The sequence below is a fragment of the Streptomyces sp. NPDC026575 genome (assembly GCF_055567415.1).
Genome location: NZ_JBVHQM010000037.1, coordinates 23,924 through 45,404, shown reverse-complemented (window position 1 = coordinate 45,404; position 21,481 = coordinate 23,924). Strand labels below are relative to the sequence as shown.

The following is a 21,481-nucleotide window of genomic DNA, read 5'->3' as shown; positions in this document are numbered from 1 at the left end:
AAATATGCGTTCTATATGGAATGGGTCGATATCGTTCGGGCTGGTCACCATCCCCGTGAAGACGTACAGCGCCACCGACCGCACCTCCTCGGTCTCCTTCGTGCGCATCCACGAGAAGGACGGCGCTCCGGTCCAGTACCGGAAGATCTGCGAGCTGGACGGCGAGGAGGTCCCGAACGAGGAGGTCGGCAAGGGCTATCAGCCGCCCGGCGACGACACCGTCGTGCCGATCACCGACGACGATCTCTCCCAGCTGCCGATGCCGACCGCCAAGACGCTGTCGATCCTGTCCTTCGTCGACCCCGCCGAGATCGATCCGCTCCAGATGGACAAGTCCTACTACCTGGGGCCCAACGGGGCGGCCGCCGTCAAACCGTACGCGGTGCTGCGGGAGGCGCTGGAGCACCATCGGAAGGTCGCGATCGGCAAGGTGGCGATGCGAGGGCGGGAGTCGCTGGCGATGCTGCGGGCACACGACGGCGCGATCGTGATGCACCAGCTGCTGTGGCCGGATCAGATCCGGCCCGCCACCGGCATCGCACCCGACGAGGTCGAGATCCGCAAGAACGAGATGGCGCTGGCCGAGACCCTGATGGACTCCCTGGGCGAGCTGGACCCGGCCGAACTCCACGACGACTACCGGGAGGCCGTCGAGGAGCTGGTCGCCGCGAAGCTGGAGGGCGAGGAGCCGGTCGTCCCCGCGACGCCGTCCGGCGCCCAGGTCATCGATCTGACGGCGGCACTGGAGAAGAGCGTGCGGGCCGCCCAGGGGGGCGGTAGGCAGGCCGAGGAGTCGGCGTCCGTGACGCCCCTACGGGGGCGGAAGACGGCGAGGAAGACCACGCCGAAGAAGACCGCGGCCGGCGGCCCGGAAAAGAAGACCGCGACGCGGAAGACGACGACACAGAAGACCGCGACGAAGAGCACCGCCAAGAGCACCGCGAGCACATCCCCGGAGAAGACGACGACCAAGAAAGCCACGCCCAAGAAGACCGCCGCGAAGAAGACCACCGCCAGGAAGTCCGGCTGACCGCCCGCAGTTCGGCCGTCGTGTGCCCGCCAGGGATTACGGGCCGGCCCTTAGAGTCTGGGTATGGCTTCAGACGAGGGGACCACCCGCATCGACAGCTGGATCTGGTCCGTACGGCTCACCAAGACCCGTTCGCTGGCCGCGGCGGCCTGCCGCGCCGGGCACGTACGGGTCAACGGCGAGCGGGTCAAGCCGGCGCACGCCGTGCGCACCGGCGACGAGGTCCGACTGCTGCACGCCGGACGGGAGCGGATCGTGGTGGTCTCGCGGCTGGTGCGCAAGCGGGTGGGCGCGGCCGTCGCCGCCGAGTGCTTCGTCGACAACAGCCCGCCGCCCCCGCCGCGCGAGATGGCGGCGCCGGCCGCGCATCGCGACCGCGGCGCCGGGCGCCCCACCAAGCGCGAGCGCCGCGAGACCGACCAGTTGCGGGGGCGCTGAGCCGGGCCGACAGGGCGGCCGCCTACGCGGGCGGCAGCGCGTCCAGATATACCCACTCGCCGCTCTCGCGCACGAACCGGCTGTGCTCGTACTGGCTGTCGGCCTGTCCGTGCAGGCTGAAGTGCGCGCGGAACTCCACGGTGCCTTCGGTGTGGAAGGCGGTGCCGCCGGTCGCGCCGAGGATCTCCAGCCCGGTCCAGTGCTGCGCCGGTTCGAGGTCGAGGGCCGCGGGGCGGGTCGTCGGGTGCCAGGTGCGCAGCAGATAGCCGGTGTCACCGACGACGAAGGCGCTGTAGCGCGAGCGCATCAGCCGCTCCGCAGTGGGGGCGGTGGCGCGCCCCTGGTGGAAGGCGCCGCAGCAGTCGCGGTAGCTCTCGGCGCGTCCGCAGGGGCAGGGCGCATCGGGGGTGACGGCCGCCGGGCGGTGCGGCGCGCGCGACGGCCTCTTGGGCGGCTTGTTCTTGGGCTTCGACACCCGACGATTGTGCCGGTCGGCGGAGGCGGGTCGCGACACGCCGGGGACACGCCGGGGCGACACGCCCTGAAGCTGCGCCCAAATAGGGAATTTCAACGATAAATCACCCATTCGCAGCTTTTGATGGCTTGATACGGGCTGTGAGGCTGGAAGAACTCATGGTGACCGTCCCCACCACCCAGGAGAGAACCCCCCATGATTCTGTCCATTTCCGGCGTCGTCCTGCTCGGTGTCATCGTCTTCCTGTTCTTCCGCAAAGACGGACTCAAGCTGTCCCATGCGCTCGTCTCCGCGCTCTTCGGGTTCTATCTCGCAAGTTCCGCGATCGCGCCGAGCATCAAGGCCGGCGGGGCGAGCCTGGCGAGCCTCCTCGGGGGGATCAAGCTCTAGGCCCTGTCGTCAAACTCCCGCCCGCCTCGCGACGCCTGGCACGCACGCCCTCCCCCACGCCCTAAGGGCGCGGGGAGACCCCCACCGTTGTCGGGCTCATCCCGGTACGCCCAGTACCGGGACGACCCTCCGCCTTGCGATCGCTCGGCATCCGGTTGCGTTGTCGAGCCGAGACGGAGAGCGCGCGGCGAACGGAGTGCACCAGCCGCCGCGAGGCCGCCCTCCGGGCGGACGACGCGAGTTTGACGACAGGGCCCGCGTTCCGCACGCCCCGGCTCGCCACCCACGCCGAGCCGCCAAGACCCGCACGAGCAACAGGAGAAGATGTGGCACGGCGTCCTCTGCCCCGCATCCTGACCGACCGCGCACCGCTCGCCCGTATGGCCAACAGCGCACCGCTCGCCCGCAGTCGCGAACTCGCGCGCACCGCCGCCGACGGCGCCTCCGATGTGTTCCATCCGCTGATCACCATCGGCCGGGGGCTGCGCCGGCTGGCGACGGCCGGCCGGGGACGCTGGGCGGGGACGCCCAAGGAGAGCCGCGGTCCGCTGCTGTGCTTCGTCGGCGCGTGCGTGCTGGTGCTCGCCCTGGTGCCGTACGGGCCGCTGCTCGCCCTGATCGCGGCCATGGGGGCGGGCGCCTGGGCGGGGCGGGAGCGCACCCCTGTGGAGAGCGGACCCAGCGAGGCGGAGACGGAGCGGCTGCGGGCGCTGTACGAGGCCCTGGTGCCGTACCTCGCCGCCGAGGGCGATCCCAGTCCGCTGTACGCGCACGGCGGCGACTGGGAGCGGGCCTTCGGCGAGTACGCCTTCGACGACGCCGGGCGCCTGGAGCGGCTGCGGCTGAAGTACCCGGCGTACTTCACCGACGGCGAGGACCGGGCCCGGGCCCGCATCGAGCAGGTGCTGTACGCCAAGGCGGGCCGCGGCCGGGAGTACCACTTCGCCTGGGACGAGCTGGCCAACCAGCTCACCGTGACCGTCCTGGCGGCGCTGCCCACCGATATCGCCGCGCAGCGCTTCGTCACCTCTCCGAGCGAGACGGTGCTCGGCTTCACCGACCCGGACTCCGTGCAGCGGACCCTGCCGGTCGCCGCCGGCCAGGAGCGGCGCGACGCCCCGCCGGTGGTCTGGCGCACCGGGCCGCGCTCCGCCGAGCCGCATCTGCTCGCCCTCGGGCAGCCGGCGACCGGCACCACGACGCTGCTGCGCTCGATCGCCCTTCAGGCGCTCCAGCACGGCGACGTACTGGTCGTCGACGGCACCGGCACCGGCGAGTTCGGGTGCCTGGTCGGGCACCCCGGTGTGCTGGGGGTGGAGAGCGGGCTGGCGGGGACCCTGAAGAGGCTGGAGTGGGCCTCCCACGAGACCGAGCGCCGGCTGGTCGTGGCGAACCGGGCGCGGCAGGCCGGCCGGCCCGCCCCGGAGGACACCCGGCGACCGCTGTGGATCATCGTGGACCGCCTGACGGCGCTCACCCATATCGCGGCCGCGGAAGGCCGGGACGACCCTCAGCGGTGGCTTCAGGTGCCGCTGCGGCACGGCCGGGCGGCCCAGGTCACGGTGGTCGTGGCCGACCAGTTCGACAGCGCCGACCTGCTGAGCGACCCGGTGCGGGCGCACACCAAGGCCCGGGTGGTGCTCGGTCCCGCCACGGCGGACGAGGTACGGACGGTCCTCGGGGCGCCGCCGCACACCACGCCGACCGCGCAGGTACCGCCGGGACGCGGCTATGCGCGGCTGGGGACCGCTCCCGTCGTGCGGCTCCAGGTGCCGGCCACGCCCGATCCGTTCGACGACGCGACGAGCGAGGTGCACCGGCAGGCCGTTCTGGCGCTGCTGCCGGAGCGTGCGGCCGGGGCCGACACGGAGGCCGGGTCCGCGGCGGCGGTGGGCGCGGCGGACGGCCATCCCGCGGGGGGCGATCCGGCGCCGGCCACCGAGCCGGTACGAGCGCCGGCGCGGGTGTCGATCGTCAAGGGCGGCGAGTCCCGGACGGTCAAGAGCGGATCGATGGAGGCCGTGCGCGCGGAGCGGTGAGCGCCCGGTCCCGGCGCTCCCGGCACCTCGTCAGGCGACGAAGGTGTGTCGCAGCTCCGCTTCCGCCGGGGCGCCCGTCGCGACCAGCCGCGCCGCACCGGCCAGCCGGGCCGCGGCCTCGTCGGCGACCGCGCCGTTGACCGTGAACGGCAGCCGTACGAAGCCCTCGAAGGCGCCGTCCACACCGAACCGGGGGCCGGAGGGGACCCGCACGCCGAGCCGCTCCCCCGCCTCGGCGATCCGGGAGCCGGAGAGCCCGCCGGTCCGCGCCCACAGCGTCAGACCGCCGCGCGGCACGCTGAACTCCCAGTCGGGCAGGTGCCGCTGGAGGGCGGCGACGATCGCATCGCGGTTCTCACGGGCCTGGTCCCGGCGGATGTCGACGGCCTGCTCCCATCCGCCGCCCTCCAGCAGCGAGGCGATGGCGAGCTGTTCGAGGACCGGTGAGCCCAGGTCGGAGTAGGCGCGGGCGGCGACCAGGCTGCGGATGATGTCGGGGGCGGCGCGCACCCAGCCGATCCGCATCCCGGCCCAGAACGCCTTGCTCGCCGAGCCGACGGTGATCACCGCGCTGCCGGCGGGGTCGAACGCGCACACCGGGCGGGGAACCTCGGTGTCCTCGTCCAGTCGGAGCTCGGTCATGGTCTCGTCGACGACGAGCAGCGTGCCGGCCGAGCGGGCGGCGTCGACCATGCGGCGGCGCTGGTCCTCGGTGGCGAGGGTGCCGGTGGGGTTGTGGAAGTCGGCGACGACGTAGGCCATCCGGGGCGCGGCGTCCCGCATCACCTGGCGCCAGGCGGGGATGTCCCAGCCGGCCAGCCGCTCCCCGAGGGCGACCGGGACCAGCCGGGCGCCGGCGTCCCGCATCAGCTGCAGGATGTTGGCGTACGAGGGCGAGTCGACGGCCACCCGCTCGCCGGGGCCGGTACACAGGCGGCAGATCGCGGCCACCGCGCCCATCGCGCCCGTGGTCACCATGATCTGTTCGGGCATCGTGGGGATGCCGCGGGCGGTGTAGCGGTCGGCGAGGGCCTGGCGCAGCACCGGCAGGCCGGCCGGGTAGTCGCCGTGGGTGTGGGCGTAGAGCGGCAGGTCGGCCATGGCGCCCTGGACGGCGCGGGTGAGCCAGGGCTCGGGGGCGGGGAGGGCGGCGCAGCCGAGGTCGATCATGGAGCCGGCTGCCTCCGGGGGCAGCGGTTCCAGGCCGCGGGTGGGCAGCGGGTTGCCTGCCGGGACGGCGGTCCAACTGCCGGAGCCGCGCCGGGACTCCAGGAACCCCTCGGCGCGCAGCGCTTCGTAGGCGGCGGCGACGGTGGTGCGGCTGACGCCGAAGGCCGCGGCCAGCTCGCGTTCGGCGGGCAGCCGGGCGGCGACCGGCACCCGGCCTTCGAGCACGAGCAGGCGGACGCCGTCGGCGAGGCTCCGGTAGGCGGGCAACTTGCGTCCGCCGACGGCGAGTTCGGCGGCTCGCGGGTCCTGCGACCGGAGCAGCCGGGCGAGTTGGGGCGCACCTACCGCTGAAGTCCACTGAGCCATGAAGATCAGTCCACCTTCCCCGAATTGGCTCTACTTCCCGAGCTCGGACATGCCACATGGTGTCATGCATCGGTCCAATCGTGCCAGGAGGGGGAATTTTCATGTCCATGACCAGGGGATCCGGCCCACGGAGTGGCCTGCTGGCGCGTCGGCTGATCCAGCTCTACGCGGGACTGACGCTGTACGGCGTGAGCATGGGGCTGATGGTCCGCGCCGACCTGGGTCTGGAGCCCTGGAGCGTACTCAACCAGGGCATATCCCGGCATACGGGGCTCTCGATCGGCACGGTCACCATCGTGTCGGGCGCCCTGATCCTGCTGCTGTGGATCCCACTGCGCCAGCGCCCCGGCCTGGGCACGGTGTCGAACGTGGTGATCCTCGGGATCGTCATGGACGCGACGATGGCATGGGTGCCCGAGCTGCCCTCGTACGGCGCCCGCATCCCGCTGCTGGCCTTCGCCGTCCTCCTCAACGGCGCCGCGACCGGTCTGTACATCTCCGCCCGCTTCGGCCCGGGGCCGCGCGACGGCCTGATGACCGGGCTGCACCACCGGACCGGCCGTCCGGTGCGGCTGGTGCGGACCTGCATCGAGGTGACGGTGCTCGCGGTCGGCTTCCTGCTCGGCGGCTCCGTCGGTGCCGGCACCGTTGTCTACGCGCTGGCCATCGGCCCGCTGGCGCAGTTCTTCCTGCGGCTCTTCGCGATCAAGGGGCTGCCCGAGACCCCGTCCCGTGTGGTGGCCGTCGGCAGGACTTCACCCGAGCGCGCGATACTGCCGGAGTGACCCCCGCGATACGCCTCCGCCACGCCTACCTCGACCACCCCGCGCCGCTCCCCTTCGCCCACCGGGGCGGGGCCGCGGACGGCCTGGAGAACACCGCCGCCGCCTTCCGCCGCGCGGTCGACCTGGGCTACCGCTATCTGGAGACCGATGTGCACGCCACCTCGGACGGGAAGCTGGTCGCCTTCCACGACCCGACGCTCGACCGCGTCACCGACAGCCGTGGCGCGATCGGGCAGCTCCCTTGGCGGGCGGTGCGCCGCGCCCGGGTCGCCGGCCGGGAACCGCTGCCGCTGTTCGAGGAGCTGCTGGAGGAGTTCCCCGAAGCGCGCTGGAACGTCGACCTCAAGGCGGAGGCCGCGCTCTCCCCGCTGCTGGACCTGCTGCGCCGCACCGACGCCTGGGACCGGGTGTGCGTCGGTTCGTTCTCGGAGGCCCGGGTGGCACGGGCGCAGCGACTGGCCGGCGCCCGGATGGCCAGCTCGCTCGGCACCCGCGGCGTGGCCGGCCTGCGACTGCGCTCGTACGGCCGCGGAGCGCTGCCGCTCGACCGCCTGCTGGGCGCGGCGGTGCGGCGCAGCGCGGTCTGCGTACAGGTCCCCGAGCGGCAGTCCGGCATCCCGGTGGTCGACCCGCTGTTCCTGCGCGCCGCACACGCACTGGGCCTGCAGGTCCACGTCTGGACGATCAATGACGCGGATCGGATGACGGCCCTGCTGGATCTCGGCGTGGACGGGATCATGACCGACGACATCGGGACCCTGCGAAAGGTGCTGACCGAGCGAGGGTGCTGGGTCTGACGAGGGTGCCGGGTCTCAGGCGTGTCGATCCGCGCCCGCTGCGCGGACCGCGGTCCTCGCCCGTCGGCCCGGCCGGGCGAGGCGACGCCCCCGAAAACCCCTCGCACCTGCTCGCCCCGCCCGGTACGGTCTCGCGCGTGTGCCCACTGCGGGGAGTCCGAGAACTCCGCGCGCGGCCGCCCCGTCAGTCCCCACGCCGAAAGCAGGTTCCGTCCATGGCATGTCGTATCAGTGAGCTCGTGCTCGGTTGCCGCGACCCCGAGGTGTTGGCGCGGTTCTGGTGCGAGGTCCTGGACTTCGTGGTGCTCGATCGCGAAGGGGACGACTGCTTCGAGATCGGGCCGCGCGAAGGGTTCGGCGGCCCCCAGCCGACGATCATCCTCAGCCGCAGGGACAAGCCGGAGCCGGGGAAGACCCGGCTGCACATCGACGTCAACCCCACCGACCGCGATCAGGACGCCGAACTCGAACGCCTCCTGAAGCTCGGGGCGCGCCCGGCCGACATCGGCCAGACCGGCGAGGAGCAGTGGCACGTCCTTGCCGACCCCGAGGGCAATGAGTTCTGCCTGCTCAAGGCCCGCCTCAACCCGCTCTGACGGCTCTGCGCCCCCGGTGCGGCCCACGTGGCGGCCGGGGGCGGTCGCCGCTGGCCGCGCAATCGATCCGCTGACCGACACCCCGAACGACCGCAATCCTCACGGCCCCGTCTCAGCGGAGTCGCAGCGACTCAGTTGCACCTCCCGCTACCGCTGTAGCAGGGGGTGTAGCCCGCGCTCGGGACCGGCGCGGGGTCCGGGTGGCTCCGGTCGTAGTCATGCTGCGCCATCACGAACAACGCAGCCACCGCTCCGGCGGCCAGCAGCTGCGACAGCATGGTCCACGGCGCGCGGAACAGCGCCGCGAGCCCGGCACATACGACGACGGCGACGAAGAAGTGCTGCATCCAGGTGAGTTGCGCGAGTTGCGCCGCGTCGATCCGCGTCTGCTCCCCTTGCGCGGCCCACGCCTCCATGCCGTACCCGAACCCGGTCCACAGAAATACCGCGACTTCCACCACGAACAACGCGATGCCGAAGGCAATGTCCCCTGCGCGGGGCCTCCTACGCGACCAGGGCCACCTGCGCCGCGACGAGGGTTCTGGGAGTGCGCACGTCATGGCCACATCTTGACGAGCCGTCAGGGGGTGCGCATGAGTACGCGTACTCATGCCGTGCGGTCTCGACCCGGCGACGTCACCCGTCACGCCCTCTCGTACGGGAGACCGGGACGCCGTCCGCACCTTCGTAGGTTCTGCCAGTGCAGCGCCTTCCCGGGATTCGTAGAGACTGCCGGAACACCTCAGAGGCCGCGGCGCGTCCCGAGGCGCGAGCCGTGGCCGACGGCATCACGAAACACGGGGAGGACAGCACGATGAGCGTGCAGCAGTATGACGAGATCGGCGAGGCGTACGAGGGCTTCAAGGCCCTGCCGCTGGAGCAGTACGTGGTGGTGCCCAGCTTCCTGGCCATGGTCGGGGACGTGCGCGGCAAGTCGGTCCTCGACCTGGCCTCCGGCACCGGCTTCTACAGCAGGGAGCTCAAACGGCGCGGCGCCGCAGAGGTGCTCGGAATCGACATCTCCAGTGAAATGGTCGCCGTGGCACAGCAGTTGGAGGAGCGCGACCCGCTGGGGGTGCGCTACGAGGTGGGCGACGTGACCGAACTGCGGCCCCTTGAGCAGCGTTTCGACATCGGCTTGGCGGTCCAGTTGCTCAACTACGCCGAGGACATCGCCACCACGGAGCGGATGTGCCGCAACGTGCACCGAAGCCTGAAGCCCGGCGCCGAGTGCTTCCTGCTCAACCAGTCACCCGACTTCCGCTTCGACGGGCCGACCCCGGAAAGGTACGGCTTCCGCAGCGAGCTCACCGGTGAGGAGGCCGAGACCGGACCCCAGGTGCGGACCACGGCGCTGCTCGATCCGCCGGTCTCGTTCGTCGCCAACCGTCCGCGCCGCGAGGTCTACGAGAAGTGCCTGCAGGCGGCCGGATTCAGCGAGCTGACCTGGGTTCCGATGGACGTGTCCGACGCCGGCGTGCGCAAGTTCGGCGCGGACTTCTGGGCGGACTTCCGCGCCAACCCCCCTCTGGAGATGCTGCGCTGCCGCGCCTGACCTCCGACCGGGCATTCCGGTGCCCCGCGGCCCGCCCCCCTCTGGAATGAGCCGGAACGGGGCCGGGCCGCGGTCGTGGGTCCTGACCGTTCAGCCCTCCCCCATGCCTCTCCGGCCAGGGCTGTCGCCTCCTCCTCCCCCGCAAGGCTCCTGAGGCAGAACGTCCTTGGGCCTCTGAAGCTCCGCGAGCACCGCGTGGATCGCCGGGCTGGCATGGGCGCTGTGCCGCCATGCCGCGTACACCTCACGCGTAGGTGGCCGCCGCAGCGGCCGGACGACGAGCCCTTCCCTGAGGGGCGGCCGGGCGAGACGCGGGATCAGGGCGATGACCTCGCCCGACGCGACCAGCGACAGCTGGGTGGAGAAGTCGTCGATCAGATGGCGCACGTCGGGAGCCTTGGGCAGATCTGCTACGAGTCGCTGGAACCACTGGTGGCATACCGTGCGGGGCGGGCTCGTCGCCCATGCGTGGCCGGCCAGGTCGCCACCTACCAGTGGCCGGTCGAGCCGTGCGAGCGGATGCGTTCGCTCCATGACGATGTCGCCGACGTCGGTGTGGATATGGCGCTGGGTCAGCGACGACGGCAGGTGGACGGGCAGCCCATCGGCGTCGTGGAGAAGGGCGAGGTCGGCTGTGCCGGTGTCGACGCTGTGGAGGGCCTGTTCGGGCTCCTGCTCGGTGATGTGCACACGAAGGTCCGGGCAGCACCTCGACACCCGCCCCATGACAGGAGCGAGCAGCCCGCGGATCCCCGTCGAGAAGGACACCACGCGGAGTGTCCCGCGCGGTGCGCCCTCCGCCACGGATCGGGCCGACTCCGCGCAGCGCTCCAACGCCTGGAACACGTCGGACGCCGAATCGACGATGGCCTGCCCGGCCAGCGTGAGCACGACCCCGCGCCCCGCGGGTGCGAGGACGGGCACGCCGACCTGCCGTTCCAACCGCTTGATCTGTTGTGACACGGCCGATGGCGTGAACCCGAGGTCCTCGGCCGCCCGCGCCAACGTCCCGAGAACGGCCACCGACCGCAACGCCCGCAGCGCCCCGACATCAATCATGAAGTCAGATTACGCAGTACCGACGAAAAAGCATCGATGGACCCCAGGTATTACTCAGGGCAGGATCGGACCATGAGAAACCAACAGCCCACCGCTGACCTGCTTTTCGGCTCCAACCTCGTCGCCATGGCGACACCGATGCAGCCCGACGGCATGATCAGCGAACCAGGGCTCGCCAACCTCGTCCACCACTTGCTGAGCACCGGGTGCGAGGGGATCGTCGTCGGTGGGACCACCGGTGAGTCGCCCACGCTGACCGAAGCCGAGTCGGCCTGGCTCATCCGCACCGTGGTGGGCCTGTCGCAGAACCGGGCTCGGGTGATCGCCGGTGTCGGCACCGACAACACCGCCGAAAGCGTGCAGCGCGCCCGCGAGGCCGAGGCCGCCGGGGCAGACGCCCTGCTGCTGGTCTGCCCCTACTACTCCAGGCCGACTCAGGCCGGCGTGCTGGCCCATTGCGTGGCAGTGGCCGACGCCACCGCACTGCCCGTGATGCTCTACGACATCCCGGCGCGCGCCGGCATCGCCATGGAAGCCGCCACGCTGATCGAGCTCTCCGGTCACCCCCGCATCCGGGCCGTCAAGGACGCCAAGGGCGACCTGTTCGAGGCGATGTCCGTCATGGATCGCACATCGCTGGCCTATTACTGCGGCATTGATGAGCTCAATCTGCCCTACCTCGCCTGCGGCGCCACCGGCGTGGTCAGCGCGGTGGGCAACGTCGTCGCCGACCGCAACGCCGAACTCATCCGAGCAGTCCGCAGTGGCGACCTCGACTCGGCCAAGGCGATCGAGGCGTCCCTGCACCCCTTGACGGAGGCCCTCATGCGCACCTCACAAGGGGCCATCATGGCCAAGGCCGCGCTGGCCGAACTCGGGGTCATCCCGCACGCCACGGTGCGCCGTCCGCTCCTCGAACCCGAACCACTTCACCTCCAGCGGCTCATGGACGCCCTGGCCACCATCGCCGCTCCTGTCTGACCGCCCCGCCACGTCAGAACCAGCCGCGTTCACCGATTGGCGGCCAGCACTGCCGCGAGGCCCTCCTGCAGATCCTTGACGAAATACTCGGGAACCTCCAGCGACGGGAAATGTCCCCCGGCTTCAGGCGACCTCCATCGGACGATCTTTCGGTACCGCTCCTGTGCCCAGGCGCGCGGACTCTTCTCGATGTCGCGGGGGTACATAGTGATTGCCGACGGGACATCGACCCGAAGTTCGGGGTCGAGCGAGAGGTGGCTTTCGTAGTAGATGCGGGCCGACGATGCGCCGGTCCGCGTCAGCCAATACAGGGTGACATCGTCAAGAATGCGGTCCATGGAAATCGTCTCGAACGGGCTGTCTTCCGTATCCGTCCACTCGGCGAACTTGTCGAGGATCCAGGCGAGAAGCCCGACCGGTGAGTCGACGAGCGAGTAGCCGATGGTCTGCGGTCGGGTCGCCTGCTGCTTCGCATACGCCGCGCGGTGGTGCCAGAAATCGCGGGTTTCCTCGGTCCATTTGCGCTCGGCCGCCGTCAGCCCGTCCGTCGTCAACCCGGGCGGTGCCTGCGCGACCGTTGTGTGGATGCCGAGAACGTGCGCCGGGAACCTGCCGCCGAGGACCGTGGTGATCACACCTCCCCAGTCGCCGCCGTGGGCTACGAACGTGCCGTAGCCGAGCCTTCCCATCAGTTCCACCCATGCGGCCGCGATCTTTTCGATTCCCCACCCGGTGGTGGTCGGCTTGTCGCTGTAACCGAAGCCCGGCAACGACGGGACCACGACGTGGAATGCCGGCGCGTCCGCATCTTTCGGATCTGCCAGCTCGTCCACTACATCGACGAACTCAGCAATGCTGCCCGGCCAGCCGTGCGTCAAGATCAGAGGAGTGGCATCCGCGCGCGCGGATCGGCGGTGCAGGAAGTGGATTCCCAGCTCATCGATGGTCGTGCGGAACTGGCCGATCCGGTGAAGGCGCTCTTCGAACGACCGCCAGTTGTACCCGGTGCGCCAGTAGTTCACGACATCGACGAGGTCGGCGAGCGGAACGCCCTGATCCCATCGGCGAGGGTCGGGCGCGGCGCGATAGACCGTCTCGGCTTCCGGCAGCCGCGCCGCGGCCAATCGCGCGCGCAGATCGTCGAGGTCGGCGTCAGTTGCGTGGGCTTTGAATGCTTGCACGTCGCCGAACATGAGACCTCCTGGTCATCGTGGAACCGGCTTGGACCCGTAGCGAACCAGCTAAGACGGTTCTAGCAGTCTCGGTGTCGGCGTGCAACCAGCTAAGGTGGTTCCATGCATGCTCGGTTCCCTGACTTCCGTCTCGGCAAGGTACTGGCGACCAGCTTCACGGCGACTCTGACGGAGCGTCGCGGCAACGCCGTGGAACGCATCCCCACGCCGCAGCGACTCGTCGACTGGCTGGCAGTGAACGGCCTCGCCGTGGAGTCCTGCACCACCGCCCAGCTCGAACTCGCTTGGGAACTGAGGGAATCGATCCACGCCGCCGCGACAGCGGCCGCGACCCAAGACCCTCTCCCTGCGTCCGCTGTCCGAGTCATCAATGACTGCAGCATTCAGGGTCGGGCCGCGGCCGTCCTGACGCCCGAGAGCAACCGGCAATGGCGACTCAGCTCGGCTTCCTGCGTAGAAGACGCCCTAGGCGTGATCGCCGCCGACGCGATCGGCATCATCGCGGGCGAACGCGACGGAAAATTGGCCTTGTGCGCATCGCCGACCTGCCAAGCCGCCTTCTTCGACACCAGCCAGAGCCGCACCCGCAGATGGTGTGACATGAACACGTGCGGGAATCGTCAGAAGAAGGCCCGCTTCCATGCCAATCAGCAGAAAAACCCCAGATCAGCAAAGTAGTCGTCAGCCGCGGTTCATCTGCACGCAGACGCTCACGTCGGGCACGGGAACGGGAAGTCCGGTCATGGGGCCACCGTAGGGACGCCGTCCTCGTGCGACCAGCGGATTGCACCGGGGCACGGCCCGCCGCGGTGGAGGGAACCGGCCGGCTCACGGGCCCTCGTCGTCGGTGGCGAGAAGGGTGCGGCCGGCCGCGAAGAGCCGTGCGCAGCGTTGTGTCATGGCTTCGGTTGACTGGTCGGGGTGGTTGACCCACCAGCGGACCAGGGCGGTGCACAGGCCGCGCCAGGCGTATGTGAGGGCGTCGGCGTCGAGGGGGTCGCTGGATCCGGCGGTGTGCAGGAGGTCGGCGGTGCCGATCGCGGCGAGGTCGTCGATGGCGCCGCGGTAGTACGCCGCGCGGCGGGCGGCGTCGCTGTCGGGCGGCAGCGTGGCGTCGTAGAGGACGAACCACGCCTCGCGCCGGCCGTCCAGGGCGGCGAACAGGGCGTGCAGCACGCGCAGGGCGGTGGGCGGCGCGCCGGAGGCGTGGTCGGCCATCGCGGCGCGGACGGCGTCGAGCAGGGAGTCGCCGACCGGGTTCAGGCAGGCGAGGTAGAGGTCCTGCTTGCTGCCGAAATAGTGGTGCAGCAACGGCTTGGTGACGCCTACGCGGGCGGCGATGGCGGCCACGGTGGTGGCCTCGTAGCCGTGGCGGCCGAACTCCTCGGTGGCCGCGGCCAGGACCTGCTGTTCGCGCGCGGCCCTGGGCACGCCCTTGGTGCCGGCCCGGGAGGGGAGCGTTGTCATGACCCCGATATTACCCTAGGGTAATTTTCCGTTGGGTAAATTGCTTGCCCGGACCTCGCTGGGAGCACACTCATGCCTGCCACCCCGTCCCACCCCGGCACCGCCCGCACCCGCTCCTGGTGGGGCTGGGGCTACGCCGACGCCCACCCCGACGACGCCGAATGCACCGCCATGGGCGCCCTGCTGCCGGGCACCCTGGCCCGCCCGCTGCCGATACCCCGGGTCGCCGACCTGTCCATCGCCCGCCCCGGCGCCACGCCGCCGACCGCGCTGGCGCACCTGGTCACCGCCGATCCCGAAGCGCGCGCCGCCCACGCCATGGGCAGGGCCTACCGCGATGTCATCCGGGCCCTGCGCGGCCGGTCCGGCCGGATCCCCGACCTGGTCGCCCGACCGACCGGCGACCAGGAGGTGGCCGACCTGCTGGACTGGGCCGGCGGGCACGGCGTGGCCGTCATCCCCTTCGGCGGCGGCTCCTCGGTGGTCGGCGGCGTGGAGTACCGCGGCGACGCCCACCGCGCCGTGATGTCGCTCGATCTGACCTCGATGGACCGGGTCCTGGAGATCGACACCGCCAGCCGCTCGGCCCGCATCCAGGCCGGTGCGCTCGGCCCCGTACTGGAGGAGCAGTTGCGGCCCCACGGCCTCACCCTGCGCCACTTCCCGCAGAGCTTCGAGTTCTCCACCCTCGGCGGCTGGTTGGCCACCCGGGCCGGCGGCCACTACGCGACCGGCCGTACCCACATCGACGACTTCGTGCAGTCCCTGCACGTGGTCACGCCCGCCGGAGCCGGCGCGTCCCGGCGCCTGCCCGCATCCGGCGCCGGACCGTCACCCGACCGCCTGTTCCTCGGCTCCGAGGGCGCGCTCGGCGTCATCACCGAGGCGTGGATGCGCCTTCAGGAGCGCCCGCGCCACAAGGCCGCCACGTCCGTGGCCTTCGCCGAATTCGACCAGGCGCTGGACGCGGTGCGTGCCCTCGCCCAGTCCGACCTCGCCCCGGCCAACTGCCGCCTGCTCGACTCCGGCGAGGCCCTGCTGTCCGGCGCCTCGCACGATGGCTCCGCCGTTCTCGTCCTGGGCTTCGAATCCGCCACCACACCCGTCGACGACCGCCTCGCGAGCGCCCTTGACGTGGTCCGCGCCCACGGCGGCCGCTGCGCGGCTCCGGCGGCGGACCGCGACACCCCGTCCGACGCGGCCGTGAACGCCTGGCGCTCGACGTTCCTGCGCATGCCCTACCTGCGCGACGGCCTGGCCCGCATGGGCGCCGTCGTCGAGACCTTCGAGACCGCCGCCACCTGGGACACGATCCCCGCCCTGATCGACGCCGTCCGCACCGAGGTCGGCGCCGCCGCCCTGAAGGCCACCGGACACCCGGCCACCATCAACTGCCGCCTGACCCACGTCTACCCCGACGGCGCCGCCCCCTACTTCACCGTGGCCGTCGCCGGCCGCCCCGGCGACGAGGTCGAGATCTGGGACGACATCAAAGCCGCCGCCAACGACGTCCTGCACCGCCACCGCGCCACCATCACCCACCACCACGCCGTCGGCCGCGACCACCGCCCCGCCTACGACCTCCAGCGCCCAGAGCCCTTCACGTTGGCGCTGCGCGCCGCCAAGGCAGCCCTGGACCCCCACCGCATCCTCAACCCGGGCGTCCTGATCGACTGAGCAGGACAACGGAGGAAGACGGGACAGGGCGGGGCTTCGGGCCACCGGTCGGCGATCACCTCGGTGAGCCGCCGCACCATGGCACGGCATGCTTCCATGGAGTCGGCCGTCGGATCCTCATCGCGGGGGTGTGAGCGAGGCGAGCGCGGTGGGCGGCACCGCGCCGGCGGCGGCCGAGCCGAGCAGCAGCGCGGCCAGGTCATGGGGCTGCGCCCGCTCGCCGAGGGGAGCCGCCGCGGCGATCCGGTCCAGCCGGAAGCCCCGACCGGCCCGCCGTGTGCGGCACCAGGCGATGAGGTACCACCGGCCGTCGGCGGTGAGCAGTCCGGCCGGTTCCACCACACGGTCGCTTTCGCGCCCCGCCGCGTCGGCGTAGGACAGCCGCAGCGCGGTGTTGTCGGTGAGGGCCTGTTCCACCGCGGCGCGGACCACGATGTCGGTCCGCGCCGGCAGCGCGACGATCCGTGCGGCGAGTTCCCGGGCCGCCGCCGCGGCGGGGCCGGTCATCGAGGCCGCGATCTTCTGGTACGCCGTACGGGCCGCACCGGCGTAGGGGGCGGAGGCGTCGGCCGCGGCCAGTGCGGCGGCCAACGCCGAGGCTTCCTCGGCCGTGAAGCGGATCGGCGGCAGCGTCATCGCCGGGTCGATCGTCCAGCCTCCGCCTCGCCCGGGTATGGCGCGCACCGGGACTCCGGACTCCATCAGCGCCTGGAGGTCGCGCTGCGCCGTGCGCGTGCTGACCTCGAATCGCGCGGCGAGCGCCGCGACCGTGAGCGGCCGCGGCGCCGACGCGCGCAGCTCTTCGACCAGCGCATAGAGCCGAGAAGTGCGGTTCATCAGGCCGACGCTACCGTCCCGCGCCGGCCAGGAACTCCCGCTCACGCTCTTGTTCCCGCTCGGTGATGGTCAGCGGGAACAGGGTGAAGCCGTGCATCGCGCCGGCGACGACGCCGAGCTGCACGGGCGCACCCGCCGCCTGCCATCGCCCGGCCAGAAACAGTGAGTCGTCCAGGAGTGGATCCTCGGTACCGACGACGATCCGGGCGGGCGGCAGGCCGGCCAGGTCGGCGAAGAGCGGCGAGACCTCCGGGTCGCGGCGCTGCTCAGCGTCCATCCCGGGCGTGAACAGCGCATAGCTGCCGCGCAGTGTGTCGGTGTTGCTCAACAGCCGCCTGGAGCCGAACGACCGCTGGCTCGGTGTCATCGACAGGTCGTACAGGCCGAAGAGCAGGTGGGCCGCCCGGAAAGCGCCGGTGATGCCGTGCCGATCGCGGAGCCTCAGCAGCGTCACGACACTCAGGTGGGCGCCGGCCGATTCGCCGCCGATCAGCAGCCGTTGGGTACCGAACTCGGCCGCGGCGTTGGCCACCAGCCATCGCGCGGCCGCTTCACAGTCGTCGGGCCCGGCCGGGAACGGGTGCTCCGGCGCCAGGCGGTAGTCCACGCTCACGACGGCCAGCCGCGCCTCCACGGCGAGCCGCCACAGCTTCTCGTCCTGCCCGCCCGCGGAGCCGAACGCCCAGCCACCCCCGTGCATGTGCAGGTACACGCCGTCGACATGGTCCGGCACGAACGCCCGGACTCGCACTCCGCCCGCAAGGGACCGGTCCTGGCCGTACGGCAGTCGCACCGGTGGCGTATGGCCACCGAGCCGGTTGCGCCGCAGCAGCGCCAGCGCGGTGGCGTCCGGCGCCGCCCCGCGCGTCGGACGGCTCGCGGCAGTGGCCGCGAATTGCTCGTTGAATGCCAGGGTCTCGGCGAGGCAGTCCTCATCGGTGATCGTCATGACATCGACACTCGCAGCCGTCCGCGACAACACCGTGTCACCTTTTCCCGGTGAACTGCGTCACTCGTCCTCACGGCGTCGCGATGCCGGAAGTCATGTCACGGGTGCCCTGATCACAGCATGGCCAGGTGTGCTTCCACATAGGGGACCGCGACCGACTCCGCGGGGTGCACCGAGCCGAGCATCGGGTGCACATTGACCTCGAAGACCACGCCGCCGTTCTCCACAGCGAGGTCGACGCCGGCGAACGGCAGGCCCATGGCCTTGGTGGCCAGGACGGCCAGCTCGCAGAGTTCTGTGGGGAGTTCATCGATCGGCAAGGGTGTGCAGCCCGCTCCCTGGGACTCGTTGCAGGGAGAATCCGGATCCTCCTGGACGTGTTCACACGCCTGTACCGGGCGCCCGTCCAGCACGGTCACACGGAACTGATGGCGCAGCCCGTCGGCGTTGAAGTTCTCGGCATCGCGGGAGATCAACCAGTCCTGCTCGGTACGGGCGTAGTAGTCGATCGCGGCCCGCAGTTGCTCGTCAGTGGTGACGTGGAAGACGTCGTTTCCGCAGGTGCCCAGCACCGGCCGGGCCCAGACGTTGCGGCCCAGTCTTGCGAATGCCGCGGCGGCTCTCTGGGGGCTGGGCCGGCTCAGTCCGATGGATTCCATCTGCGGGATACCGTGCCGGGCCAACCGTTCCACCGTGCGGTTCTTTTCGGTGGCCGTCCGCCACGCACCGGCGTCCGTTCCGAGTGAAACCACTCCGTGCCGGCGCAGCAGTCGCTGGAACGGGGCGAAGCTCCGGCGCTCGGGAGGCTGGATCTCGTAGATGAGTACGGTCGAAGGAGTCACCGTCAGGCCCTCGGCCGGTACCTCCAACCGGACCCCCGCGTCGACGCTCTGCGTCCGGCCGGTCCCACCGGTCATGAAGTGCCGCGCATCGATCAGTACGGGCGGCCGTCCGGTGAGCAGCTCCACGGCGGCGGCCAGAGCGGAACGACTGCCCTCCATCGAGCAGTGATCGGTCATCAACACAATGTCGCGTGTGCCCATATCGGCCTGCTCCCCCTCGCCCACCGGGTCGCGCTCCGCGGCACCCGCGCCGCGAAGCCCGATCCTGCCAGTGCCACTACGCAAGGCGATAGCACGATTACAGACAGCCCCTCGCGCGGGGTCGAGCCGCGAAAGGGGACCGCTGCCGAGGCCGACCGCGGTGGGCAATCGGCGCCGTTTCCCTCACCCCGCGCCCTGGGCCGGCCGGTCGGTCTGCCACGCGGTGATGCGCCTGAGGATGAGGATCGCCAGCACGCCGGCCACCAGGTACAGCGCCGTGAGCAGGGTGGTCACGTTCGCGGTGGCCAGTACGTCCTGCTCGTTGGCCTCCTCCGCGGACATTCGCCATTGGATCGGCTTGACGAGCGAGGCGGCCACGAACGACGCCCACCAGGCGTTGATCAGGGCGAGGGGGACGGGCCGCCGGGAGGCGCTGGCCCTCCAGATGTCCGACACGATCTGGTACGGGTACCACAGGTTGACCACCGGGGTGATCCAGGCGCCGACGACCAGAGCCCTGGACCGGCGGTGCGCGGCGGCTCCGCCCATCAGCTCGGCGTTGATCCGCGCCCGCCACAGCCATACCAGGAACGCCACGCCGCCCGCGATCCACACCAGCAACGACGGCCAGGAGGCCAGCGTCACGAGGGCATCGGAGTCGGCGGCGAGGAGGTCCGCGTCCGTCGCCCTCCCGGCCAGGTAGTCGTGGACGAGGAGGTAGTCGCGCCAGTTGGCCACCGACACCAGTACCTCACGCACGAGGTCCAACGAGATCAGTATGGTCGCGGCGGTGGCCGCACCAGTCACGGGCCTGTACTGCTGCGCGCCGACCGAACTCGCGCTCATCGGCTCGCCTTGCTGTGCACCGTCCATGATTCCCCCGAAGCGCGCACGAAACTGCTGAACACTCCCTGAGGTCGGGATGCTACGGCGCACAGCCCGACATGTCGCCTGTTCGGCAGGAATTCTTGATGGGCCGTCATATCGACGCGGCGGGCCGGCGCGGCTCCAGCCGCACCGCGGCGCTACCCGAGGCCGAAAAGCCGCAGTGCCCGGAACACCAGCCAGCCCAACAGGCCCATCGCCGTGACCAGTTGGGCGCCCTTCCACAACGACGTCTGCGTGGCGAGATGCGCCCGCCAGGCCATCGTCCGTCTGCGGACCCCCACCGACGACAGGGCGTCCTTCATGGCGCGGGCGACGTGGTGCGTGGGCGTATACGTGATCAACCACGCCCGAGCGGCTCCCTGCACGCGGGCCACTTGGCGCGCGAGCATGCCGCGCGGGCTCTTGTCGCCGGGCACGGGCCCCACCGGGTGCACATGGGGCGTCCACTCGGGGTCGAAGGTGATGACGGCGGAGGTCGCGGGACCGCCCGCGGTCACCTCGTCCAGCCGGGTCGGCGCCGGCAGCAGCTCGTCCAGCCGGGGGGCCACGCCCGACAGCCCGTCGAGCGCCAGCAGGACCAGCTTCCGCGCGGGCTGGGTTGCGCGGGCCTGCTCCACCTCCCACCACAGGCCCTCGCTCAATCCCAGTCGCAGTACGATGAGTTGGGACAGCTCCATCAGTCGCAGGACCGCGGGCTGCCAGTCGTCGTGCGGCAGATAGAAGCGCGCCGCGCCCAAGCGCGGCAGTGGCTCCCCCGGTCTGCCCACCGCGATCACGGGACCGAAGGCGCCCAACGCCCCCGCGAGCTGCTCCTCCCGCGAATGGATGTTGACCGGCGCCTGGTCGTCGACCCGGGCCGCGGTGTCGTCGTCGGCGAAGCTGCGCAGGTAGAGCACGGGTTTGCGGCCGTCGGCCAGCAGCGCCTGGGCCGCGCCGCGTGCCGAGCGCGGGCGGGTGTAGCGCAGGATCAGGACTCCGGCCCCCAGCGCCGCCAACCCGCAGGGCAGCAGCAGCACTTGCATCGCCAGCGGCATCTTGAAGCCCTGTCGCTGCGCCATGCTGACCGCGAGAGAACCGGCCGTGAACAGCCCGTATCCGACACTGCTGGCCGTCAGGAACACCGGCCGCCGCCACCACGGCTGACGTGGGGCCAACCGGCCGACCACCTCGACGATCTCCGCGACGCCCGACCGGCGGCGACGCCGCAGCCAGAGCGCCGGCACGAGCAGCGCCCCGGCGGGCACCGCCCAGCACAGCACCGCCGTACGCGACGAGTTGAGGTCCCGGTCGAGCCGCGCCTGTTCCCGCTCGACCAGCGCCGGCAGCCCGGCGACCCGCTCACGGGCGAGGGAGGCCCTGCCCTCCTCGACGTCACCGATGGCGGCGGAGACCACGGACCGGCCCTCCCCCGGTGGGGCGTGATCGGCGAACCACGCGGCGCCTTCACCGACCTCGTCGCGCGCGGACACCTCCCCGCCGGCGTAGCGGTCCAGCGCGGCGGTGAACGCCGCGGCCCGCGCCGGGGCGTCACGGAAGCGCTCGCGGGCACGCAGGTCCGTACCCGCGGTGATCGCCAAGTGCAGCGCGACATAGACCGTGACGACCGCGACCACCGTGACCACCCGTGCGAACGCCCGTAAGCGCGAGGTCACCTCCCCCACCTCCTACCTCGACGGAGACGGCCCTCCGGCGACTGACCGCGTCCCGTACTACCACTTCGACCGATCGGCCGTAGCCGGTTTCGCA

The 21,481-nt window shown here is 71.4% G+C and carries 22 protein-coding genes; 11 read left to right on the top strand and 11 right to left on the bottom strand.

Features of this window, described 5'->3' with window-relative positions; all coding sequences use genetic code 11:
* Window positions 1-4 precede the first annotated feature (4 nt).
* Window positions 5-1,030, top strand: a complete 1,026-nt coding sequence (ku, locus tag ACZ4NB_RS34680) for a non-homologous end joining protein Ku (RefSeq protein ID WP_467667019.1) — start codon at window positions 5-7, stop codon at window positions 1,028-1,030.
* A gap of 63 nt (window positions 1,031-1,093) precedes the next feature.
* On the top strand, window positions 1,094-1,468 hold the full coding sequence (locus tag ACZ4NB_RS34675) for an RNA-binding S4 domain-containing protein (RefSeq protein WP_467667018.1): 375 nt from the start codon (window positions 1,094-1,096) through the stop codon (window positions 1,466-1,468).
* Window positions 1,469-1,490: 22 nt separating this feature from the next.
* On the opposite strand, the gene ACZ4NB_RS34670 is transcribed toward ACZ4NB_RS34675, so the two are convergent.
* Entirely contained in the window at window positions 1,491-1,943 is a 453-nt protein-coding gene (locus tag ACZ4NB_RS34670) for a YchJ family protein (protein WP_467667017.1), read from the bottom strand.
* Between the two features lie 195 nt (window positions 1,944-2,138).
* On the opposite strand from ACZ4NB_RS34670, the gene ACZ4NB_RS34665 reads away from it, so the two are divergent.
* Window positions 2,139-2,333: a hypothetical protein gene (locus ACZ4NB_RS34665; RefSeq protein ID WP_030412631.1), complete on the top strand. Its 195-nt coding sequence runs from the start codon at window positions 2,139-2,141 to the stop codon at window positions 2,331-2,333.
* A gap of 326 nt (window positions 2,334-2,659) precedes the next feature.
* On the top strand, window positions 2,660-4,372 hold the full coding sequence (locus tag ACZ4NB_RS34660; RefSeq protein ID WP_467667016.1) for a hypothetical protein: 1,713 nt from the start codon (window positions 2,660-2,662) through the stop codon (window positions 4,370-4,372).
* A gap of 30 nt (window positions 4,373-4,402) precedes the next feature.
* Here the strand turns inward: ACZ4NB_RS34660 and ACZ4NB_RS34655 are convergent, their stop codons facing one another.
* On the bottom strand, window positions 4,403-5,908 hold the full coding sequence (locus tag ACZ4NB_RS34655; RefSeq protein ID WP_467667015.1) for an SCO1417 family PLP biosynthesis transcription factor: 1,506 nt from the start codon (window positions 5,906-5,908) through the stop codon (window positions 4,403-4,405).
* Between the two features lie 107 nt (window positions 5,909-6,015).
* Between ACZ4NB_RS34655 and yczE the strand changes: the two genes are divergently transcribed.
* From yczE to ACZ4NB_RS34640, 3 genes are all read left to right on the top strand, one after another.
* The gene (gene yczE / locus ACZ4NB_RS34650; RefSeq protein ID WP_467667014.1) at window positions 6,016-6,693 is read left to right on the top strand and encodes a membrane protein YczE; all 678 of its coding nucleotides are present in this window, start codon (window positions 6,016-6,018) and stop codon (window positions 6,691-6,693) included.
* Window positions 6,690-7,490: a glycerophosphodiester phosphodiesterase gene (locus ACZ4NB_RS34645; protein ID WP_467667013.1), complete on the top strand. Its 801-nt coding sequence runs from the start codon at window positions 6,690-6,692 to the stop codon at window positions 7,488-7,490. Before yczE ends, ACZ4NB_RS34645 begins: the two co-directional genes overlap by 4 nt.
* A 215-nt stretch (window positions 7,491-7,705) precedes the next feature.
* The gene (locus ACZ4NB_RS34640; protein WP_467667012.1) at window positions 7,706-8,086 is read left to right on the top strand and encodes a VOC family protein; all 381 of its coding nucleotides are present in this window, start codon (window positions 7,706-7,708) and stop codon (window positions 8,084-8,086) included.
* Window positions 8,087-8,217: 131 nt separating this feature from the next.
* On the opposite strand, the gene ACZ4NB_RS34635 is transcribed toward ACZ4NB_RS34640, so the two are convergent.
* Window positions 8,218-8,646 (bottom strand): DUF6234 family protein, encoded by a 429-nt coding sequence (locus ACZ4NB_RS34635; protein WP_467667011.1) that lies wholly within the window; start codon window positions 8,644-8,646, stop codon window positions 8,218-8,220.
* A 254-nt stretch (window positions 8,647-8,900) separates the two neighbouring features.
* On the opposite strand from ACZ4NB_RS34635, the gene ACZ4NB_RS34630 reads away from it, so the two are divergent.
* Window positions 8,901-9,641, top strand: coding sequence for a class I SAM-dependent methyltransferase (locus ACZ4NB_RS34630; protein WP_467667010.1), 741 nt, complete (start codon window positions 8,901-8,903; stop codon window positions 9,639-9,641).
* 90 nt (window positions 9,642-9,731) lie between these two features.
* Here ACZ4NB_RS34630 and ACZ4NB_RS34625 read toward each other — a convergent pair whose 3' ends face one another.
* The gene (locus ACZ4NB_RS34625; protein WP_467667009.1) at window positions 9,732-10,700 is read right to left on the bottom strand and encodes a LysR family transcriptional regulator; all 969 of its coding nucleotides are present in this window, start codon (window positions 10,698-10,700) and stop codon (window positions 9,732-9,734) included.
* A gap of 72 nt (window positions 10,701-10,772) precedes the next feature.
* Here ACZ4NB_RS34625 and dapA point away from each other — a divergent pair, with 72 nt between their 5' ends.
* Window positions 10,773-11,681: a 4-hydroxy-tetrahydrodipicolinate synthase gene (gene dapA, locus ACZ4NB_RS34620; protein ID WP_467667008.1), complete on the top strand. Its 909-nt coding sequence runs from the start codon at window positions 10,773-10,775 to the stop codon at window positions 11,679-11,681.
* A gap of 29 nt (window positions 11,682-11,710) precedes the next feature.
* Here dapA and ACZ4NB_RS34615 read toward each other — a convergent pair whose 3' ends face one another.
* Window positions 11,711-12,874, bottom strand: a complete 1,164-nt coding sequence (locus ACZ4NB_RS34615) for an epoxide hydrolase family protein (protein ID WP_467667007.1) — start codon at window positions 12,872-12,874, stop codon at window positions 11,711-11,713.
* 102 nt (window positions 12,875-12,976) lie between these two features.
* Between ACZ4NB_RS34615 and ACZ4NB_RS34610 the strand changes: the two genes are divergently transcribed.
* Complete coding sequence (locus tag ACZ4NB_RS34610; protein ID WP_467667006.1) at window positions 12,977-13,552, top strand: CGNR zinc finger domain-containing protein; 576 nt, start codon at window positions 12,977-12,979, stop codon at window positions 13,550-13,552.
* Window positions 13,553-13,702: 150 nt separating this feature from the next.
* Here the strand turns inward: ACZ4NB_RS34610 and ACZ4NB_RS34605 are convergent, their stop codons facing one another.
* A complete protein-coding gene (locus tag ACZ4NB_RS34605; RefSeq protein ID WP_467667005.1) occupies window positions 13,703-14,341 on the bottom strand; it encodes a TetR/AcrR family transcriptional regulator in 639 nt (212 codons plus the stop codon).
* Between the two features lie 72 nt (window positions 14,342-14,413).
* On the opposite strand from ACZ4NB_RS34605, the gene ACZ4NB_RS34600 reads away from it, so the two are divergent.
* Window positions 14,414-16,018: an FAD-binding oxidoreductase gene (locus ACZ4NB_RS34600; protein WP_467667004.1), complete on the top strand. Its 1,605-nt coding sequence runs from the start codon at window positions 14,414-14,416 to the stop codon at window positions 16,016-16,018.
* Between the two features lie 117 nt (window positions 16,019-16,135).
* Here the strand turns inward: ACZ4NB_RS34600 and ACZ4NB_RS34595 are convergent, their stop codons facing one another.
* From ACZ4NB_RS34595 to ACZ4NB_RS34575, 5 genes are all read right to left on the bottom strand, one after another.
* On the bottom strand, window positions 16,136-16,855 hold the full coding sequence (locus ACZ4NB_RS34595; RefSeq protein WP_467667003.1) for a helix-turn-helix transcriptional regulator: 720 nt from the start codon (window positions 16,853-16,855) through the stop codon (window positions 16,136-16,138).
* A 10-nt stretch (window positions 16,856-16,865) separates the two neighbouring features.
* Entirely contained in the window at window positions 16,866-17,804 is a 939-nt protein-coding gene (locus tag ACZ4NB_RS34590) for an alpha/beta hydrolase (RefSeq protein ID WP_467667002.1), read from the bottom strand.
* A 113-nt stretch (window positions 17,805-17,917) separates the two neighbouring features.
* Window positions 17,918-18,823, bottom strand: a complete 906-nt coding sequence (locus tag ACZ4NB_RS34585; protein WP_467667001.1) for an ATP-grasp domain-containing protein — start codon at window positions 18,821-18,823, stop codon at window positions 17,918-17,920.
* Window positions 18,824-19,030: 207 nt separating this feature from the next.
* Window positions 19,031-19,606, bottom strand: a complete 576-nt coding sequence (locus ACZ4NB_RS34580; RefSeq protein WP_467667046.1) for a DUF4328 domain-containing protein — start codon at window positions 19,604-19,606, stop codon at window positions 19,031-19,033.
* Window positions 19,607-19,872: 266 nt separating this feature from the next.
* On the bottom strand, window positions 19,873-21,387 hold the full coding sequence (locus ACZ4NB_RS34575) for a transferase (protein ID WP_467667000.1): 1,515 nt from the start codon (window positions 21,385-21,387) through the stop codon (window positions 19,873-19,875).
* Window positions 21,388-21,481 lie beyond the last annotated feature (94 nt).

Bases quoted from the DNA above. Each gene is read 5' to 3' on its own strand.
- ku (WP_467667019.1), top strand. From the start codon at position 5: ATGCGTTCTATATGGAATGGGTCGATATCGTTCGGGCTGGTCACCATC.
- ACZ4NB_RS34675 (WP_467667018.1), top strand. From the start codon at position 1,094: ATGGCTTCAGACGAGGGGACCACCCGCATCGACAGCTGGATCTGGTCC.
- ACZ4NB_RS34665 (WP_030412631.1), top strand. From the start codon at position 2,139: ATGATTCTGTCCATTTCCGGCGTCGTCCTGCTCGGTGTCATCGTCTTC.
- ACZ4NB_RS34655 (WP_467667015.1), bottom strand. From the start codon at position 5,908: ATGGCTCAGTGGACTTCAGCGGTAGGTGCGCCCCAACTCGCCCGGCTG.
- yczE (WP_467667014.1), top strand. From the start codon at position 6,016: ATGACCAGGGGATCCGGCCCACGGAGTGGCCTGCTGGCGCGTCGGCTG.
- ACZ4NB_RS34640 (WP_467667012.1), top strand. From the start codon at position 7,706: ATGGCATGTCGTATCAGTGAGCTCGTGCTCGGTTGCCGCGACCCCGAG.
- ACZ4NB_RS34635 (WP_467667011.1), bottom strand. From the start codon at position 8,646: ATGACGTGCGCACTCCCAGAACCCTCGTCGCGGCGCAGGTGGCCCTGG.
- ACZ4NB_RS34630 (WP_467667010.1), top strand. From the start codon at position 8,901: ATGAGCGTGCAGCAGTATGACGAGATCGGCGAGGCGTACGAGGGCTTC.
- ACZ4NB_RS34625 (WP_467667009.1), bottom strand. From the start codon at position 10,700: ATGATTGATGTCGGGGCGCTGCGGGCGTTGCGGTCGGTGGCCGTTCTC.
- dapA (WP_467667008.1), top strand. From the start codon at position 10,773: ATGAGAAACCAACAGCCCACCGCTGACCTGCTTTTCGGCTCCAACCTC.
- ACZ4NB_RS34615 (WP_467667007.1), bottom strand. From the start codon at position 12,874: ATGTTCGGCGACGTGCAAGCATTCAAAGCCCACGCAACTGACGCCGAC.
- ACZ4NB_RS34610 (WP_467667006.1), top strand. From the start codon at position 12,977: ATGCATGCTCGGTTCCCTGACTTCCGTCTCGGCAAGGTACTGGCGACC.
- ACZ4NB_RS34605 (WP_467667005.1), bottom strand. From the start codon at position 14,341: ATGACAACGCTCCCCTCCCGGGCCGGCACCAAGGGCGTGCCCAGGGCC.
- ACZ4NB_RS34600 (WP_467667004.1), top strand. From the start codon at position 14,414: ATGCCTGCCACCCCGTCCCACCCCGGCACCGCCCGCACCCGCTCCTGG.
- ACZ4NB_RS34595 (WP_467667003.1), bottom strand. From the start codon at position 16,855: ATGAACCGCACTTCTCGGCTCTATGCGCTGGTCGAAGAGCTGCGCGCG.
- ACZ4NB_RS34590 (WP_467667002.1), bottom strand. From the start codon at position 17,804: ATGACGATCACCGATGAGGACTGCCTCGCCGAGACCCTGGCATTCAAC.
- ACZ4NB_RS34585 (WP_467667001.1), bottom strand. From the start codon at position 18,823: ATGACCGATCACTGCTCGATGGAGGGCAGTCGTTCCGCTCTGGCCGCC.